This window comes from Herbiconiux sp. 320_LB (genome assembly GCF_059691755.1).
Genome location: NZ_JCAWAD010000002.1, coordinates 821,278 through 836,720, shown reverse-complemented (window position 1 = coordinate 836,720; position 15,443 = coordinate 821,278). Strand labels below are relative to the sequence as shown.

Genomic DNA, 15,443 nt, shown 5'->3' with positions numbered 1-15,443 from the left:
CACGCTTTCTCACAAATTGTTTTCACGAAGGGTACGAAGCCACCCATGCCAACCAACCAGGGAAACCCGAGCGGCGACGAGCAGAAGAGCGCGCTCGAGCAGTACGGCGTCAACCTGACCGAGATCGCGGCGAGCGGCAAGCTCGACCCGGTCATCGGCCGTGACGCCGAGATCAGGCGCGTCAGCCAGGTGCTCACGCGCCGCACCAAGAACAACCCCGTGCTGATCGGCGAGCCCGGCGTCGGGAAGACCGCCGTCGTCGAGGGTCTCGCCCAGCGCATCGTCGCCGGCGACGTGGCCGATTCGCTGAAGGGCAAGCAGCTCGTCTCGCTCGACCTGGCGGCCCTCGTCGCCGGGGCGAAGTACCGCGGCGAGTTCGAGGAGCGCCTCAAGGCGGTGCTCGCAGAGATCAACGAGGCCGACGGACAGATCATCACCTTCATCGACGAGCTGCACACGCTGATGGGGGCGGGCGGCGGAGAGGGTTCCGTCGCCGCGTCCAACATGCTGAAGCCGATGCTCGCGCGCGGTGAGCTACGGCTGATCGGGGCCACCACGCTCGACGAGTACCGCGAGTACATCGAGCGGGATGCGGCGATGGAGCGGCGCTTCCAGCAGGTGTTCGTGGGCGAGCCGTCCGTCGAAGACACGGTGGCCATCCTCCGCGGGCTCAAGGAGCGCTACGAGGCGCACCACAAGGTCGCCATCGCCGACTCGGCCCTCGTGGCCGCCGCTGCGCTGTCGAGCCGCTACATCCCGGGTCGCCAGCTGCCGGACAAGGCGATCGACCTGATCGACGAGGCCGCCTCGCGGCTGCGCATGGAGATCGACTCGGCCCCGGTCGAGATCGACGAGCTGCGCCGCAGCGTCGACCGGCTGCGGCTGGAGGAACTGGCGCTGAAGAAGGAGAAGGACGAGGCGTCGCGCGAGCGGCTCGCCGCCCTGCGCGAGACGCTCGCCCAGCGCACGGCCACCCTCGCCGACCTGCAGGCGCGCTGGGATCGCGAGCGCGCGGCCCTGAACGCCGTCGGTGAGCTGAAGGAGAAGCTCGACAAGGCGCGCATGCGTGCCGAGCGGGCGCAGCGCGAGGGCGACCTCGAGCTGGCCTCTCGACTGCTGTACGGCGAGATCCCGGTGCTGGAGCGCTCGCTCTCGGCCGCGGAGGCCGCGGAGACGGCCGACACCGAATCCGGCGAGGTCATCGAGCGGATGGTGAACGACCGGGTCACCAGCGACGACATCGCGTCCGTGATTGCGGCCTGGACGGGCATCCCGGTCGACCGTCTCACCCAGGGCGAGACCGAGAAGCTGCTCAACCTCGAGGCCGAGCTCGGCCGACGGCTGATCGGGCAGAAGGATGCGGTGCGCTCGGTCGCCGACGCGGTGCGCCGGTCGCGGGCCGGCATCGCCGACGAGAACCGGCCCACGGGGTCGTTCCTGTTCCTCGGGCCGACGGGCGTGGGCAAGACCGAGCTGGCCAAGGCGCTCGCCGAGTTCCTGTTCGACGACGAGAAGGCGCTCGTGCGCATCGACATGTCGGAGTACGGCGAGAAGCACTCCGTGGCGCGACTGCTCGGGGCCCCTCCCGGGTACATCGGCTACGAGCAGGGCGGCCAGCTGACCGAGGCGGTGCGCCGTCGGCCCTACTCGGTCGTGCTGCTCGACGAGGTCGAGAAGGCGCATCCGGAGGTCTTCGACGTGCTGCTGCAGGTGCTCGACGACGGGCGGCTGACGGATGGTCAGGGGCGCACGGTCGACTTCCGCAACACGATCCTCATCCTCACCTCGAACCTCGGGTCGCAGTACCTGGTCGACCCGGCGCTGTCGCACTCGGCGGCCGTGGCCCTGGTGGAGGACGCCGTGCGCAAGGCGTTCAAGCCCGAGTTCGTGAACCGGCTCGACGACATCGTGGTGTTCTCGGCTCTCTCAGCCGACGATCTGGCCCAGATCGTCTCGCTCTACGTCGACCGACTCGACCGGCGGCTGGCGTCGCGGCGGCTGTCGCTGGCGGTCACGCCGTCGGCGCGCGCGTGGCTCGCCGAGCGCGGTTACGACCCGATCTACGGTGCGCGGCCGCTGCGGCGGCTGATGCAGCACGAGATCGACGACCGGCTCGCGACGTCGTTGCTGTCGGGGGCGGTTCGGGACGGGGACACGGTGCTGGTGGACGTGGCTGAGGACGGGGGCGGGCTGACGGTGGTGGCTGCTGCGGCTGCCTCTGCTGAGTAGCAAGTACTCATCTCGCCAGGGCGGGGTCTGAGCGCATCCTGAGGGGATGACGCTTCGGATCCCGCTCTTCTCGTCCAGTGTGCTCCGTGCATCTCGGGCGCCACTCGTCGCTTCTGCGGTTGCTCTTGCACTGATGGTCTCGGGTCTGCAAGCCACGGCTCAGCCCGCGGCACGGGCAGAGGAGCTCGTGCCTCCGCCCATCGACGCCGGGTCGCGGCTGGTGGAGTTCGATCTGCCGAACACGGCCAGTCTGCCCACCGACATCGTGGCGGGCGCCGACGGCAGCGTGTGGGTATCGCTCTTCGGCGAGCGGAACGTTCTGCATCTCGATCGAGACGGAGCCGTTCTCGCGAGCATCCCGGTCTCGGGGTCGGTCAGCAAGATGACTACGGACAATGCCGGGGGCGTCTGGGGTGTTGAGGTCACCGCGAACTACGTCGTGCATCTGACTGCCGACCATCGTGCGCTCGAGAGCCGCATCCCCACCTCGAACAGCTTCCCCGCTGATATCTGGGACGGGGGCGATCAGGTCTATTTCACCGAATCGGGCTCCGGGAAGCTCGGGCGGTTGACCGAGTCGATGGGGGGCATCGATGAGTGGGCGATGCCCGCTGGGGCGTCTGTGGGATCCATCGACGGCGGCGAGACCACCATCGCCGTGTCCGACGGCGCGGTCGGGGTGTGGTTCTTCGATCGGGACGGCCATCCGGAACATCGCTGCGACAGCCCTGGTGTCGGAGAGCTGGAGATCGGGGATGTCCTCGATCGGCGCGTCACGGTCACGGCGGCGGTGGACGGGCAGGTCGATCGAATCGACTGCGATCTGGACACGGGATGGGTCGGCGGTGGGCGCGTCGTCGGGGATGTCGGCCGGGTGAACGGCTTCCTCGGCCTGCGGGAGCGAACCTGGTTCGTCGATGCCGACAGGGACTCGATCGGTCTGCGTGATCCATCGGGGCAGACGCTCCGGTACCTCCTGCCGTCGGCGCGGAAGGATGCGGTCGGGCTGGCGCAGACGGAGGGGCGGTACCTCTGGACCCTCGAGCGGTCGGCCGGGAAGGTCGTGCGGTTGGACTCCGTCGTGACGATCCGGGTGGAGCGGCGCGCCGGTGCGGACCGCTACGCGACGGCCACGGAGGTCGCGGGTGACGACGAGCGCGGAGTCGCCTTCCTCGTCAGCGGCGAGAAGTTCGCCGACGCCCTGAGCGTGGGACCGATCGCCGCGGGTCTCGGCGCCTCCATGCTGCTCACGACCAGGGATGCTCTGCCGCCGGCGACGAAGGACTGGCTCATGAAGTGGCATCCCCCGCAGGTGGTGATCGTCGGCGGGGAGGCGTCCGTCTCGTCCGCCGTCGCGGCCGAGGTCGCCGCCGTGACGCCCGGGTCAGCCGTGACGCGGGTCAGCGGGGTGGATCGTTACGCGGTGTCCCGGGCCCTGCTCGACGGACGCTTCTCCGTCTCGCCCGATCAGCTCTCCGTGGCCGACGGCCGCAACTTTCCGGATGCTCTTTCGGGCACGCCGGCGGCCGCGCGGCGCGGCGCGGGTGTACTGCTCGTGGACGGTGGCGGGATGCTCAGTGCCGAGCAGCTGGCGGTGGTGTCGCGATACGCGGGTTCAGGGCGCATGGTGAGGATCCTCGGGGGGCCGAATTCCGTCGGTCCCGCCATCGAGGCGCAGATCGCCGCCGTCGCGAACGTGAAGCGGATCAGCGGCGCAGATCGGTATCAGGGGTCGATCGCGGTGAACGACGACGCCTTCGCGAGCGGTTTCTCCGTCGCGTACCTGGCGAGCGGGTCGTCCTACCCCGATGCCCTTACTGGTGGCGCGCGGGCCGGCCGTTCGGGTGATCGGCCGCTCTACCTCGTGCACCCCGACTGCGTGCCCGACGAGGTGCTCGGCCGGTTGGCGGCCGCCGGCGTGGGCACGGTCGTGCTCCTGGGTGGCCCCGCGACGCTGACCGCGGACGTCGAGGCCCTGAAGCCCTGCGCCTGACGCCGTCCGCGTGCCAATCCAGGGCCGCCGTGATCATGTCAGCGAGAGGTGGAGCGGAGGGCGGACGTCGCGCGGCTCGGGGGAGACGGGGCGCAACGTCCGCCGGGGGAATAACCCCTAGGAGCGCGGGTCAGTCGTTCGCGAGGAGGAGGTCGGCGAGGGGGAGGCGGGTGCGGGGGGCGAGCTCGCGGGTGCGGAGGGTGTCGTCGGGGAGAGCGTCGGGCGAGGCCGCGGTGCCGAGGGCCGTGATCGTCACCGGGACGAGGCTCTCCGGCAGCGAGAACGCGGCGCGGATCGCGTCGACGTCGAAGCCGCCCATCTGGTGCACGTGCAGTCCGTCGTGGTGCGCCTGCACCGAGAGGTGAGCGATCGCCTGGCCGAGGTCGTACTCGGCCCAGCGGCGGGGCTTGCCGTCGGCATCCGCGACCTCGGCGACGCCGACGACGAAGGCCGAGGCCGAGCCGGCCCAGACCGAGTTGAAGCCCATCAGGGCATCGGCGACGGCGGCGAACGACGTCGAACCGCGGCGGGCGACGATGAAGCGGGCCGGCTGCGAGTTCGCGGCCGAGGGCGCCCAGCGCGCTGCTTCGAGGGCGGCGGTGAGCTTCGACTCGTCGATCGGCTGCGCGGCCTCGAACGAGCGGGGGCTCCAGCGCTCGGCGAGGGTGGGGTGGATCGGGGCGCTCGTCTCCGCGGTCTTCGCGGGGATCGGGGCGAGATCGGAGGCGGGGGTGTCGGTGGCGATGGTCATGATGGTGAGTCCTCTGCAGCTGGTGGGAACGGCCGGTCTGCACACCATCGGGCAGCCAAACGGACTGTGGTCCGCATCCGTCACAACGATACGCCGCCGAGGACTATTCCCGGGCGTTCGGCTCGGTCGGCTCGAGCGATGCGCCAGGAGCAGGGGGAGCGGGCGGGGGGCCGGGGCGGCGCCCGAGTGCGGCCGCGCGACGGCCTACCCAGGTCACGAGCGTCTCGAGCGGGCCCCTCCGCCCGAGGAGCGTGAGCACGACCCCGATCGCGAGCGCCAGCGCGAGGTTCACCAGGTAGAACGCCGCGCTCGACAGGTACCAGGGCGTGTCGAGGGCGATGTACTCCTCGTAGGTCAGCGAGTCGTACGGCTTGCCGAGCGCGGCCTCGACCACGATCCCCACGAGCAGCACGTGCGCCGTGTAGACCGTCAGCGGCGCGGCACCCGCCCCGGTGATCGGTGACAGGATGCGGCGGGCGAGCGGCCCGAGCACCGTTCCGAGCAGCACGAACGCGCCGATCGCCGTCACCGCGAAACCGCCGGTCACGGCGAGGTCGAGCGTGGTGCCGCTGTGGGGGCCGATGGCGAAGAACAGCCAGGGACTCCCCGAACCCGGGCGGCTGCCGCCGTTGACCTGGAGGATCTGGAGTGCCTCGGCGTCGGTGATGCCGAGATCCTGCGCGAGCCCCGCGACTCCGCCCAGCGGCCCCTGCACCAGCCCCGCCACCGCGACCCCGGCCAGCCACACGGCGACGCCGATCGCGACGAGCCGCAGGGCGAGCATCCGGAGCGCCGCCGTCGTGCGCGCCCCGAGCAGGGCCCGGCCGACCAGCACCCCCGCGATGCCGTACGCGAACCAGATGAGGCTGGGGTAGGAGCCGGTGAAGAGGATTCCGCGCACGAGCTCGAGCGGGTCGGCGAACGCGGTCCAGTTGGGATTGGCGGCCTCGCGGTCCTCGATGCCGAACGCCCCGGCGACGGTCGTCGCGACGAACGGGGCTCCGACGGCCACGACGATCACGGAGACGACGAGCGCCCAGCGCGGCCAGGTGATCACGAGCGCGAGCAGCCAGAACATCACGCCGTAGTAGACCAGGATCACGAGGATGGGCGGGTCGACCAGCGAGGTCAGGGTGAGCCCGATCGCGATGATCACGGCGCCGCGACCGAGGAGCATGAGCCGGGCGGCGGCCCGCCGGCCCTCCCGCAGCGGGCCCCGCGTGGCGAGCACCGTGCCGACACCCGCCAGCACCGCGAACAGAGCGGATGCACGGCCCTCGAACAGGCTCGAACCCCAGATCAGCTCGTCGGTGCCGAGGCGGGCGGAGAGCCAGACGTGGGTGGCGATCATCCCGGCCAGGGCGACGAAGCGCGCCAGGTCGAGCCCGATGATGCGGTTCGGACGGGTGCCGCCGCTCGGGCCGACGCCGTCCGTCAGGAGCGGATTCGTGGGCGGAGCCGCCGGGCCGGTGGTCATTCCCCCTGCGATTCGGCCCGAGGGGTGGCGCGGTCGGCACGGGAGGTCGCACCTGCGGCGTCGCCGGCACCTGCGGCGCGCTCGGCACCTGCGGCGCGGTCGGCGGCCGCATCCGTGTGGCCACGACGGTGCTTGCGCAGCCGGCCGACCACGAACCACACGATCGCCCCCACGACCCCCGCGATCACGACGTACTGCAGGATGTCGGCGTACTGCTCGACCACGTGCCACTGCTCGCCGAGCCAGAACCCGGCGAGGATGAACGCGCTGTTCCAGAGCAGGCTGCCCGAGGTCGTCAGCAGAGCGAACTTCCACAGCGGCATCCGTTCGATGCCGGCTGGGATGGAGATCAGGCTCCGGAAGATCGGGATCATCCGCCCGAAGAACACCGCCTTCGACCCGTGCCGCCGGAACCACTCCTCGGTGCGATCGACGTCGTGCACGTCGACGAGCGGAAGCCGACGGGCGATGGCGCGCATCCGGTCACGCCCCAACCAGGCGCCGATGCCGTAGAGCGCGAGCGCTCCGAGCAGCGACCCGAGGGTCGTGAACACGATGGCGGCGCCGAGGTGCAGGCTGCCCTGGCTGGCGGCGAAGCCGGCGAGCGGCAGGATGACCTCGCTCGGGATGGGCGGGAAGAGGTTCTCGATCGCCACGGCGAGGCCGGCGCCGGGCGCACCGAGCGTCTCCATCAGGCCGACGACCCAGTCGCCGACGAGGCCGAGGCTGGAGTCGCCCTCCCCGGGCGTCGATCCGGTCGCGACGGGCTCCTGCGCGGCGGCAACGGGCACGGCAACTCCGGGCGCGGCGGTCAGCGGGTACGGGTCGGCGAAGGCCAGGCTCATGCGGCAAGCCTAGGCATCATTCCTCCGCAGACGCCCCATGGATCCCGCCGGCTACGACCTCACGAGGCGCGCGATCGCGGCCGAGGCCTCGCGCAGCTTCTCCTCGGCGACCGGGCCGCCCTCGGCCACGGCCTCGACGACGCAGTGGTTCAGGTGCTCGTCGAGCAGCCCCAGCGCCACCGACTCGAGCGCGCTGGTCATCGCCGAGATCTGGGTGAGGATGTCGATGCAGTACTTCTCCTCCTCGACCATGTTCTGCAGGCCCCGCGCCTGGCCCTCGATGCGGCGCAGCCGCTTGAGGTAGGCGTCCTTGTTGCCGATGTAGCCGTGGTGATGGGCCTCGGCGGTGGTGTCGGTGGCGTCGGCGATGGGGGCGGCGGTGGCGTCGCTGGCGGCGATGGGGGTGGTGGCGTCGATGGCGGTGGCGTCGGCGGCGGCCGAGGCTGAGGGGCTGTGGTGTTCGTGGTCGGTCATGTCAACGTCCGTTCGTGGTCGTGCGGGAGTCGTCGCGCGCATCCGGTCGCAGGTCGATGCGGCGCAGGAGCTGGGCGTTCAGGGCGACGATGATCGTCGACAGCGACATCAGGATCGCGCCCACCGACATCGGCAGCACGAACCCGATCGGCGCCAGCACGCCGGCGGCCAGCGGAACCGACAGCAGGTTGTAGCCCGCGGCCCACCAGAGGTTCTGCGTCATCTTGCGGTAGCCCGCCTTCGAGAGCGCGATCACCGAGACGACCGAGCGGGGGTCGTCGCTGGCGAGGATGACGCCGGCCGAGGCGATGGCCACGTCCGTCCCGGCGCCGATCGCGATGCCTACGTCGGCCCGGGCCAGCGCGGGAGCGTCGTTCACCCCGTCGCCCACCATCGCGACCTTCCGGCCCTCGGCCTGCAGCTCGGCGACCTTGGCCGACTTGTCCTCGGGCCGCACTCCGGCGAAGACGCGCTGGATGCCGAGCTCGGCGGCGACCGCGTGGGCGACGGAGGGGGCGTCTCCGGTGATCATGACGACCTCGACCCCGCGGCGGCGCAGCTCGGCGACCGCCTCGCGCGACTCGGGGCGGATCTCGTCGGCCAGGGCGATCCGCCCCAGCACCTCGCCGTCGCGCACCACGTGCAGCACCGTCTGGCCGGCGTGCGCATCCGCTGCAGCGTCGGTGCCCGCGCCTGCGCCAGCACCCGCATCCGCGCCCGCCGCCGCATCCGCACGCGCACCTGAAGCGTCGTCTACCGCGCTCGCCGAGGCGGTGACCTGCTCGAGCAACCGCGGCCCGCCGATGCGCACCGCGGCGCCGTCGACGGTCGCCGAGACGCCGAGCGCCGGGGTGGCCGCGAAGTCCGAGGCCGCCGGCACGGCGAGGCCCCTTCGGCGGGCCTCGGCGACGATGGCCCGGGCCAGCGGATGCTCGCTGTCCGACTCCGCCGACGCAGCGAGGGCGAGCAGCTGGTCCTCGTCGACGGGATGCACGGCGGTGGCGAGCGGAACGACCGCGGTGACCACGGGAGCCCCCTTGGTCAGGGTGCCCGTCTTGTCGAACAGCACCGTGTCGACGGTGCGCATGGTCTCGAGGGCGAGCCTGTCCTTGACCAGGATGCCCGCCTTCGCCGCCCGCTCGGTCGCGATCGACACGACGAGCGGGATGGCGAGGCCGAGCGCGTGCGGGCACGCGATCACGAGCACCGTGATGGTGCGCACCACGGCGTCGTCGGGGCTGCCGACCAGAGTCCAGACCACCGCGGTGATCACGGCCGAGCCGAGCGCGAACCAGAACAGCCAGCCCGCCGCGCGGTCGGCGATCCGCTGGGCCCGCGAGCTGGAGTTCTGCGCCTCGGTCACGAGCCGCTGGATGCCGGCGAGGGCCGTGTCGTCGCCGACCGCGGTGATTCGGATGCGGAGGGCCGAGTCGGTGGCCACGGTGCCGGCGACGACGTGGTCGCCCGGGCCGCGCCGCACGGGCTCGGATTCGCCCGTGATCATCGACTCGTCGACGTCGGCCGAGCCCTCGGTGACCTCGCCGTCGGCGGGCACCCGGCCGCCGGGGCGCACGATAACCAGGTCGCCGAGCACGAGATCGGCGGGGGCGACGGATGCGGTGGTGCCGTCGGCGGCGATCCGCTCGGCCTCGTCGGGCAGCAGGGCGGCGAGCGAGTCGAGCGCCGAGGTGGTCTGCGCCAGCGATCGCATCTCGATCCAGTGGCCGAGCAGCATGATCACGATCAGCAGGGCGAGCTCCCACCAGAAGTCGAGCTCGTGGTCGAGGATGCCGAGGGTCGCGCCCCAGGAGGCGACGAACGCGACCGTGATCGCGAGGGCGATCAGGAGCATCATGCCGGGCCGCTTCGCGCGGAGCTCGTCGACACCGCCGGTGAGGAAGGGTCGGCCGCCGAGCACGAACATGACGGTGCCGAGCACAGGGGAGACCCAGGTGATCGGGCCGTCGGTGGGCAGCGGGTAGCCGAGGATCATCGCGAACATCGGGCTGAGGGCCACCACGGGCACCGCGACGACGAGCATCACCCAGAACAGGCGGCGGAACATGGCGACGTGGCCGGCGTGCCCGCCGTGGCCGGAGTGGTCGTGGCCGGAATGGTCGTGGGCGGAGTGGCCCGAGTGGTCGTGGCCGCCGTGATCGTGCGCCGAATGGTCGTGGGCGGAGTGGTCGTGGTGGGCGTTCGCGGAGTGGTCGTGACCGGCGTGCGCGGAGTGGTCGTGGCCGGCGTGGGTCGAGTGGTCGTGGCCGCCGTGGTCGTGGACGGCGTGCTCGGAGTGGTCGAGGTCGGCGTGCGCGGAGTGGTCGTGACCGGCGTGCTCGGCGTGGGCGTCGTTGCCGGGCGCGCCGTGCGTCGAGTCGTCGTGGGCGTCGTGATCTTGCGCCGCGTTGCCGTCGCCGTCGCCGTCGCCAGCGTGCGCCGAGTGGTCCGGCGCGGGCAGGTCGTGCTCGGCGGCGTCCGGGGTGAGGCGGTTCGACTCGTGACTCATGCCAGAGACTATACCCCCCTGGGGTACCCGGACTGCTACCGTGACCGCATGTCACAGCCCGACACGCCGAGCACGACGCCCCACGCGGCGCCCGGTGCCCGCGCCGGATCCCGGTCTGCCGCGCGGGTCACCGGCGTGGTGGTGGTCGGCATGAGCGTGGCCGTCTGGTGGCCCGCCTTCACGCTCGGCGCCTGGGGCGACTTCTTCTTCGACCAGCTGCTCACCATCTGGGCGGCGTCGACCGGCGCCCTCATCGTGGTGCTGCTGCAGCTTCGCGGCCGCGCCCGCGTGGTGCGCGCCCTGGCGCTCGCCGTACCGAGTCTCTGGCTCGTGCTCTCGTTCGTGTTCGATCCCGACGACAGCGACATCGGATCGCTCGTGGTGACCCTGCTGGCCCTGCTGGTCGGCCTCCTGGCGATCCCGACGACGATCTGGGTGCTCGCGCGGATCATCTGGCCCGAGTTCGCCGACGAGGTCACCTGGCGTCAGCGGTCGATCGTGATCGGCGCGGTCGCGGTAATCGCCGCGGCCTCGTTCGTGCTCGGCCTCAACCAGTCGCGCTTCCTCACCTGCGACGACTTCACCGTCAGCGGCAACTCGGAGCCGCCCGGCTGCACCCCCACCCCCGTCGACCCCGCCGGCTGACCGGCGCCCGCCCGCCCGACCGGTACGCCGCCACCCGATCGGTGCCCGCCCGCCGGCTGACCGGCCCCCGCTCGCCCGGGCGGCGCATAATGGGGGCATGACCGCCGGCACGCCCGACCTCGACGAGCTGAGACGGCTGCGCCGGTCCCGCGACCGGATGGACCGCGAGTTCGCCGAACCGCTCGACGTGCCCGACCTGGCGCGCACCGCGCTGATGTCCACCGCGCACTTCAGCCGCCGGTTCCGCGAGGTCTACGGCGAGACCCCCTACGCCCACCTGATGACCCGGCGGATCGAGCGCGCCATGGCACTGCTCCGCCGCGGCGACGTGAGCGTCAGCGACGCCTGCTTCGCGGTGGGCTGCACCAGCCTCGGCTCGTTCAGCTCACGGTTCACCGAGCTCGTCGGCGAGACCCCGAGCGCCTACCGGGCCCGGGAGCACGCGGCGAGCGAGGTGGTGCCGCTCTGCTCGGCGATGACGCTCGGCCGCCCCCGCCGCGACCCCGGCTCCCCCGCCCTCGGATCGAGCAGGATCGGAGAAGCCCCCGCGGTCGTCGCCCGCTAACGTCGGGCGCATGACCGTTTCACTCAGCCACGTCCACGTCTTCGTCGACGACCCCGACGAAGCCCTCGCCTTCTACCGTGACGCCCTCGGACTCGAGGTGCGCAACGAGGTCGCCAACGACGGCTTCCGCTGGATCACCCTGACCACCGCATCCCAGCCCGAGATCGAGATCGTGCTCTCGCAGCCGCACGCCGGGCGCTCGAAGGAGGACGGCGACGCCATCGCGGCGATGCTCGCGAAGGGCGAGCTGCCGGGCATCCTGTTCCGCACCGATGATCTGGATGCGACGTTCGAGCAGGTGCGTGCGGCCGGTACCGCCGAGATCATCCAGGAGCCCGCCGACCAGTTCTGGGGCGTGCGGGATGCGGCCTTCCGCGACCCGGCCGGCAACATGCTCCGCATCAGCCAGGCCTGACCCGACCTGACCTGACCTGACCCGAGCATCCGCCGGCTGCCCTCGACCCGTCAGTCGTTGTCGCCTCCGAGGCCGGATGGCGACAACAGGTGACGGGTCGAGGACATTCGGACGGGCCCGAGGACATTCGGACGGGCCCGAGGACAGTTGGACGGGCCCGAGGGGATTCGGACGGGCCCGAGGGGAGTCGGGCGGGGTCAGGACGCGGGGAGCTCCCGGGCCAGGGCCGCCGCGAAGGCGTCGATGTCATCGGGGGTGGTGTCGAAGGCGCACATCCAACGCACCTCGCCGGTCGCCGGGTTCCAGTCGTAGAACCGGAACGACTCGCGCAGCCGGTCGGCCACCCCCGGCGGCACAATCGCGAAGACCGCGTTCGACTGCGTCTGCTGCGTCAGGGTGACGCCGGGCAGCCCCTCGACGGCCTCGCGCAGCCGAGCCGCCATGGCGTTCGCGTGCGAGGCCGAGCGCAGCCACAGGTCGGTGCCGTAGAGCTCGATCAGCTGCGCCGACACGAAGCGCATCTTCGACGCCAGCTGCATGTCGAGCTTGCGCAGGAACGGGATGCCGTCGACCGCCGCCGGGTTCAGCACCACGACGGCCTCGCCGTAGAGCATGCCGTTCTTGGTGCCGCCGAGGGAGAGGACGTCGACCCCTGCATCCGTCGTGAAGGCGCGCAGCGGCACGCCGAGCGAGGCCGCCGCGTTCGAGATGCGCGACCCGTCGAGGTGCAGCGTCATCCCGCGGGCGTGCACGTGCTCGGCGATCGCTGCCACCTCGTCGACCGAGTAGGCGGTGCCGAGCTCGGTGGTCTGCGTGATCGACACCGTGAGCGGCTGCGCCCGGTGCTCGTCGCCCCAGCCCCAGGCCTCGACGTCGATGAGCTCGGGGGTGAGCTTGCCGTCGGGCGTCGGCACGGTGAGCAGCTTCAGGCCGGCGACCCGCTCGGGCGCGGCGTTCTCGTCGGTGTGGATGTGGGCGGTCGTCGAGCAGACGACGGCGCCCCAGCGCGGCAGCATCGACTGCAGGCCCACGACGTTGGCCCCGGTGCCGTTGAATACCGGGAAGGCCTCGGCCTCGCCGCCGAACTGCTGCCGGATCACCTTCTGCAGCTCGGCCGTGTAGACGTCTTCGCCGTAGGCGATCTGGTGGCCGCCGTTGGCCCGGGCGATCGCGTCGAGGATCTCGGGGTGCGCCCCGGCGTAGTTGTCGGAGGCGAACCCGCGGTAGCCGGTGTCGTGCAGGGGCTGAGTGGAGAAGTCGGTCACCCCTCCAGTGTCTCAAACCCCGCCGACACCGCGCTCCGCGGGTCGCAGCCCAGCCGTCAGCCGTGCAGCCGCGATCCGTCAGCCGTGCAGCCGCGATCCGTCAGCCGGCAGCCGTCAGCCGCGCAGCGCATCCTTCAGCCGAACCCGCGCGCCGGTTCGGAGCAGCGAGTTCGAGTAGATCCGCGACCCGATCGCGATCACCACCGCCGTCGTCGCGACCAGGATGCCGAGCGAGACCAGCGGCTCCCACCACTCGGCGTGGCCGAGGAACAGTCGCAGCGGCATCCCGATCGGCGCCGAAAAGGGCACGTACGACATGATCGCCGTCACGGTCTGGTTCGAGTTGAAGAAGATGACCAGGAAGTACGGGATCATCACCAGCGTCGTGACCGGGGAGGTGACCGAGGCGACCTCCTCCTGACGCGAGACCAGGGCGGCCGTCGCCGCGTAGAGCGCCGCGATCAGCACGAAGCCGAACACGAAGAACACCACGAACCAGGCGATCGCGGGCCCGAGGAGGCCCAGCAGCGCCGACTGGCCGGTGATCGTGAGCCCCAGCGCGGCCATCACCGCGATCAGCGCGATCTGCCCGAAGGCCAGGATGCTGTTGCCGACCACCTTCCCAGCCATCAGCGCCCGGGCCGAGATGGTCGACAGCAGGATCTCGACCACGCGCGTCTGCTTCTCCTCGACCACGCTCTGCGCGATCGTCGAGCCGAAGGTCACCGCCGACATGAAGAAGACCACGCCGAAGGCGATCCCGATGATGTACGACAGGAACCCGTCGCCCGAGTCGCCGGGTTCGAGCAGCTGCACGGTGGGCGTGGCGCTCAGCTGCGAGACGACTCCGGTGGGCGTCTCGTCGAGCGCGATCACCTCGTAGGGGAGCGCGGGGACGCCGGAGCCCGCCCCGGAACCGGTCCCTGAACCCGCCTCGGAACCGGCCTCGGCCGACGTCGCCGCGCCGGCGGGCACGATCGCCGCATCCACCGACCCGTCGCGCACCAGCTGCTCGGCGTCGGCCACCGACTGGGCCTGGGTGACCTCGAGGCCCGGGAGCCCCTCGACCACGTCCGCGGTCTCGGTGACGGTCGCGACCTTGGTCGCCGAGGTCGCCGCCTGCGCGCTCAGGATGCCGCCGACCACGATCGACGCGAGGATCGCCAGCAGCAGGATGCCGGTGGAGATGAGGAACGACTTGCTGCGCAACCGCATCGTGATCTCACGGCGGGCGACGAGCCAGGTGGCGGCGGGGGCGTTGATCGTGCTCATTTCACGACCTCCTTGAAGATCTGCGCGAGAGTGGGGCGGATTGGGCCGAAACGGGCCACCGGCCCGGCGGTGGCGGCGCGTTCGAGGACGGCCTGGTTGAGCACGGCCTGCGCGGCGGCACGACCGGCGTCGCCCCGCTCGACCTCGAATTGGGCGTAGGAGCCGTCGAGCTCGGTCACCCGCACCCCGGGCACCTCGCGGATCCAGCCCGCATCGCCGGCCAGTTCGATCTCGAACCGGGGCTCGGAGTGCTCGTCGCGCAGCTGCTCGCGCGACCCGCGGGCGCGGATGGTTCCGCCCGCGATCACGACGAGGTCGTCGCAGAGCCGCTCGACGATGTCGAGCTGGTGCGAGGAGAACAGCACGGGCACACCGGCCGCGGCCCGCTCGGCGAGCACGCCCTGCACGGTCTCGACCGCGATCGGGTCGAGCCCCGAGAAGGGCTCGTCGAGCACCAGCACCTCGGGGTCGTGCACCAGGGCGGCGGCGATCTGGGCGCGCTGCTGGTTGCCGAGCGAGAGGCTCTCGACGGTCTCCCCGGCGCGCTCGCCGAGTCCGAGCCGGCCCAGCAGGTCGTCGGTCGAGGCCTGCGCGGCCTTCTCGCTCATCCCGTGCAGCCGGCCGAGGTAGACGATCTGTTCGGCGATCTTCATCTTCGGGTACAGCCCGCGCTCCTCCGGCATGTAGCCGAAGCGGGCGCGGTCGGCCGGCGTCAGGCGCACACCGTCGAGCGAGACGGTGCCGCTGTCGCTGGAGAGCACATTCAGGATGATGCGCATGGTCGTGGTCTTCCCGGCGCCGTTGCCGCCGACGAAGCCGGTCATCCGGCCGTCGCCGACGGTGAAGCTGACCGAGTCGAGCACTCTTCGGGTGCCGAAGCTGCGGGACACCTCTGCGATCTCGAGCATGGGGTTCCTTCCGTGGTGGTCGTGCACGATCCACGTTAGGGAGCGCGCCCGCCCGCGGCATCCGTCCCGAGGATGGTCGGCCGCTCCCGGGCTCCCCC

Annotated in this window: 13 protein-coding genes; 5 read left to right on the top strand and 8 right to left on the bottom strand. The window is 71.6% G+C overall.

Features of this window, described 5'->3' with window-relative positions; genetic code table 11:
- Positions 1-45 precede the first annotated feature (45 nt).
- Together AC59HU_RS07890 and AC59HU_RS07885 are read left to right on the top strand one after the other, a co-directional pair.
- Positions 46-2,229: an ATP-dependent Clp protease ATP-binding subunit gene (locus AC59HU_RS07890; RefSeq protein ID WP_497222832.1), complete on the top strand. Its 2,184-nt coding sequence runs from the start codon at positions 46-48 to the stop codon at positions 2,227-2,229.
- A 187-nt stretch (positions 2,230-2,416) separates the two neighbouring features.
- Positions 2,417-4,222 carry a cell wall-binding repeat-containing protein gene (locus AC59HU_RS07885; protein ID WP_497222831.1) on the top strand — a complete coding sequence of 602 codons (1,806 nt, stop codon included), beginning with the start codon at positions 2,417-2,419 and terminating at the stop codon, positions 4,220-4,222.
- A 130-nt stretch (positions 4,223-4,352) separates the two neighbouring features.
- Here AC59HU_RS07885 and AC59HU_RS07880 read toward each other — a convergent pair whose 3' ends face one another.
- The 5 genes from AC59HU_RS07880 to AC59HU_RS07860 all read right to left on the bottom strand — a co-directional run bounded on the left by AC59HU_RS07880 (position 4,353) and on the right by AC59HU_RS07860 (position 10,275).
- The gene (locus AC59HU_RS07880) at positions 4,353-4,973 is read right to left on the bottom strand and encodes a nitroreductase family protein (protein ID WP_497222830.1); all 621 of its coding nucleotides are present in this window, start codon (positions 4,971-4,973) and stop codon (positions 4,353-4,355) included.
- A gap of 103 nt (positions 4,974-5,076) precedes the next feature.
- Entirely contained in the window at positions 5,077-6,450 is a 1,374-nt protein-coding gene (locus AC59HU_RS07875) for a heparan-alpha-glucosaminide N-acetyltransferase domain-containing protein (RefSeq protein WP_497222829.1), read from the bottom strand.
- A complete protein-coding gene (locus AC59HU_RS07870) occupies positions 6,447-7,295 on the bottom strand; it encodes a DedA family protein (protein WP_497222828.1) in 849 nt (282 codons plus the stop codon). The genes AC59HU_RS07875 and AC59HU_RS07870 overlap by 4 nt, the downstream gene beginning before the upstream one ends.
- 51 nt (positions 7,296-7,346) lie before the next feature.
- Positions 7,347-7,664, bottom strand: a complete 318-nt coding sequence (locus AC59HU_RS07865) for a metal-sensitive transcriptional regulator (protein ID WP_497222858.1) — start codon at positions 7,662-7,664, stop codon at positions 7,347-7,349.
- Between the two features lie 106 nt (positions 7,665-7,770).
- The gene (locus AC59HU_RS07860) at positions 7,771-10,275 is read right to left on the bottom strand and encodes a heavy metal translocating P-type ATPase (protein ID WP_497222827.1); all 2,505 of its coding nucleotides are present in this window, start codon (positions 10,273-10,275) and stop codon (positions 7,771-7,773) included.
- 48 nt (positions 10,276-10,323) lie between these two features.
- Here AC59HU_RS07860 and AC59HU_RS07855 point away from each other — a divergent pair, with 48 nt between their 5' ends.
- From AC59HU_RS07855 to AC59HU_RS07845, 3 genes are all read left to right on the top strand, one after another.
- Positions 10,324-10,920, top strand: coding sequence for a hypothetical protein (locus AC59HU_RS07855; protein ID WP_497222826.1), 597 nt, complete (start codon positions 10,324-10,326; stop codon positions 10,918-10,920).
- A gap of 97 nt (positions 10,921-11,017) precedes the next feature.
- The gene (locus AC59HU_RS07850) at positions 11,018-11,485 is read left to right on the top strand and encodes a helix-turn-helix transcriptional regulator (protein ID WP_497222825.1); all 468 of its coding nucleotides are present in this window, start codon (positions 11,018-11,020) and stop codon (positions 11,483-11,485) included.
- Between the two features lie 10 nt (positions 11,486-11,495).
- On the top strand, positions 11,496-11,900 hold the full coding sequence (locus AC59HU_RS07845) for a VOC family protein (RefSeq protein ID WP_497222824.1): 405 nt from the start codon (positions 11,496-11,498) through the stop codon (positions 11,898-11,900).
- 197 nt (positions 11,901-12,097) lie between these two features.
- Here the strand turns inward: AC59HU_RS07845 and AC59HU_RS07840 are convergent, their stop codons facing one another.
- The 3 genes from AC59HU_RS07840 to AC59HU_RS07830 all read right to left on the bottom strand — a co-directional run bounded on the left by AC59HU_RS07840 (position 12,098) and on the right by AC59HU_RS07830 (position 15,345).
- Positions 12,098-13,165: a threonine aldolase family protein gene (locus AC59HU_RS07840; protein ID WP_497222823.1), complete on the bottom strand. Its 1,068-nt coding sequence runs from the start codon at positions 13,163-13,165 to the stop codon at positions 12,098-12,100.
- 114 nt (positions 13,166-13,279) lie between these two features.
- Positions 13,280-14,437 carry an ABC transporter permease gene (locus AC59HU_RS07835; RefSeq protein WP_497222822.1) on the bottom strand — a complete coding sequence of 386 codons (1,158 nt, stop codon included), beginning with the start codon at positions 14,435-14,437 and terminating at the stop codon, positions 13,280-13,282.
- Positions 14,434-15,345 carry an ABC transporter ATP-binding protein gene (locus tag AC59HU_RS07830; protein ID WP_497222821.1) on the bottom strand — a complete coding sequence of 304 codons (912 nt, stop codon included), beginning with the start codon at positions 15,343-15,345 and terminating at the stop codon, positions 14,434-14,436. Before AC59HU_RS07830 ends, AC59HU_RS07835 begins: the two co-directional genes overlap by 4 nt.
- Positions 15,346-15,443: the final 98 nt, after the last annotated feature.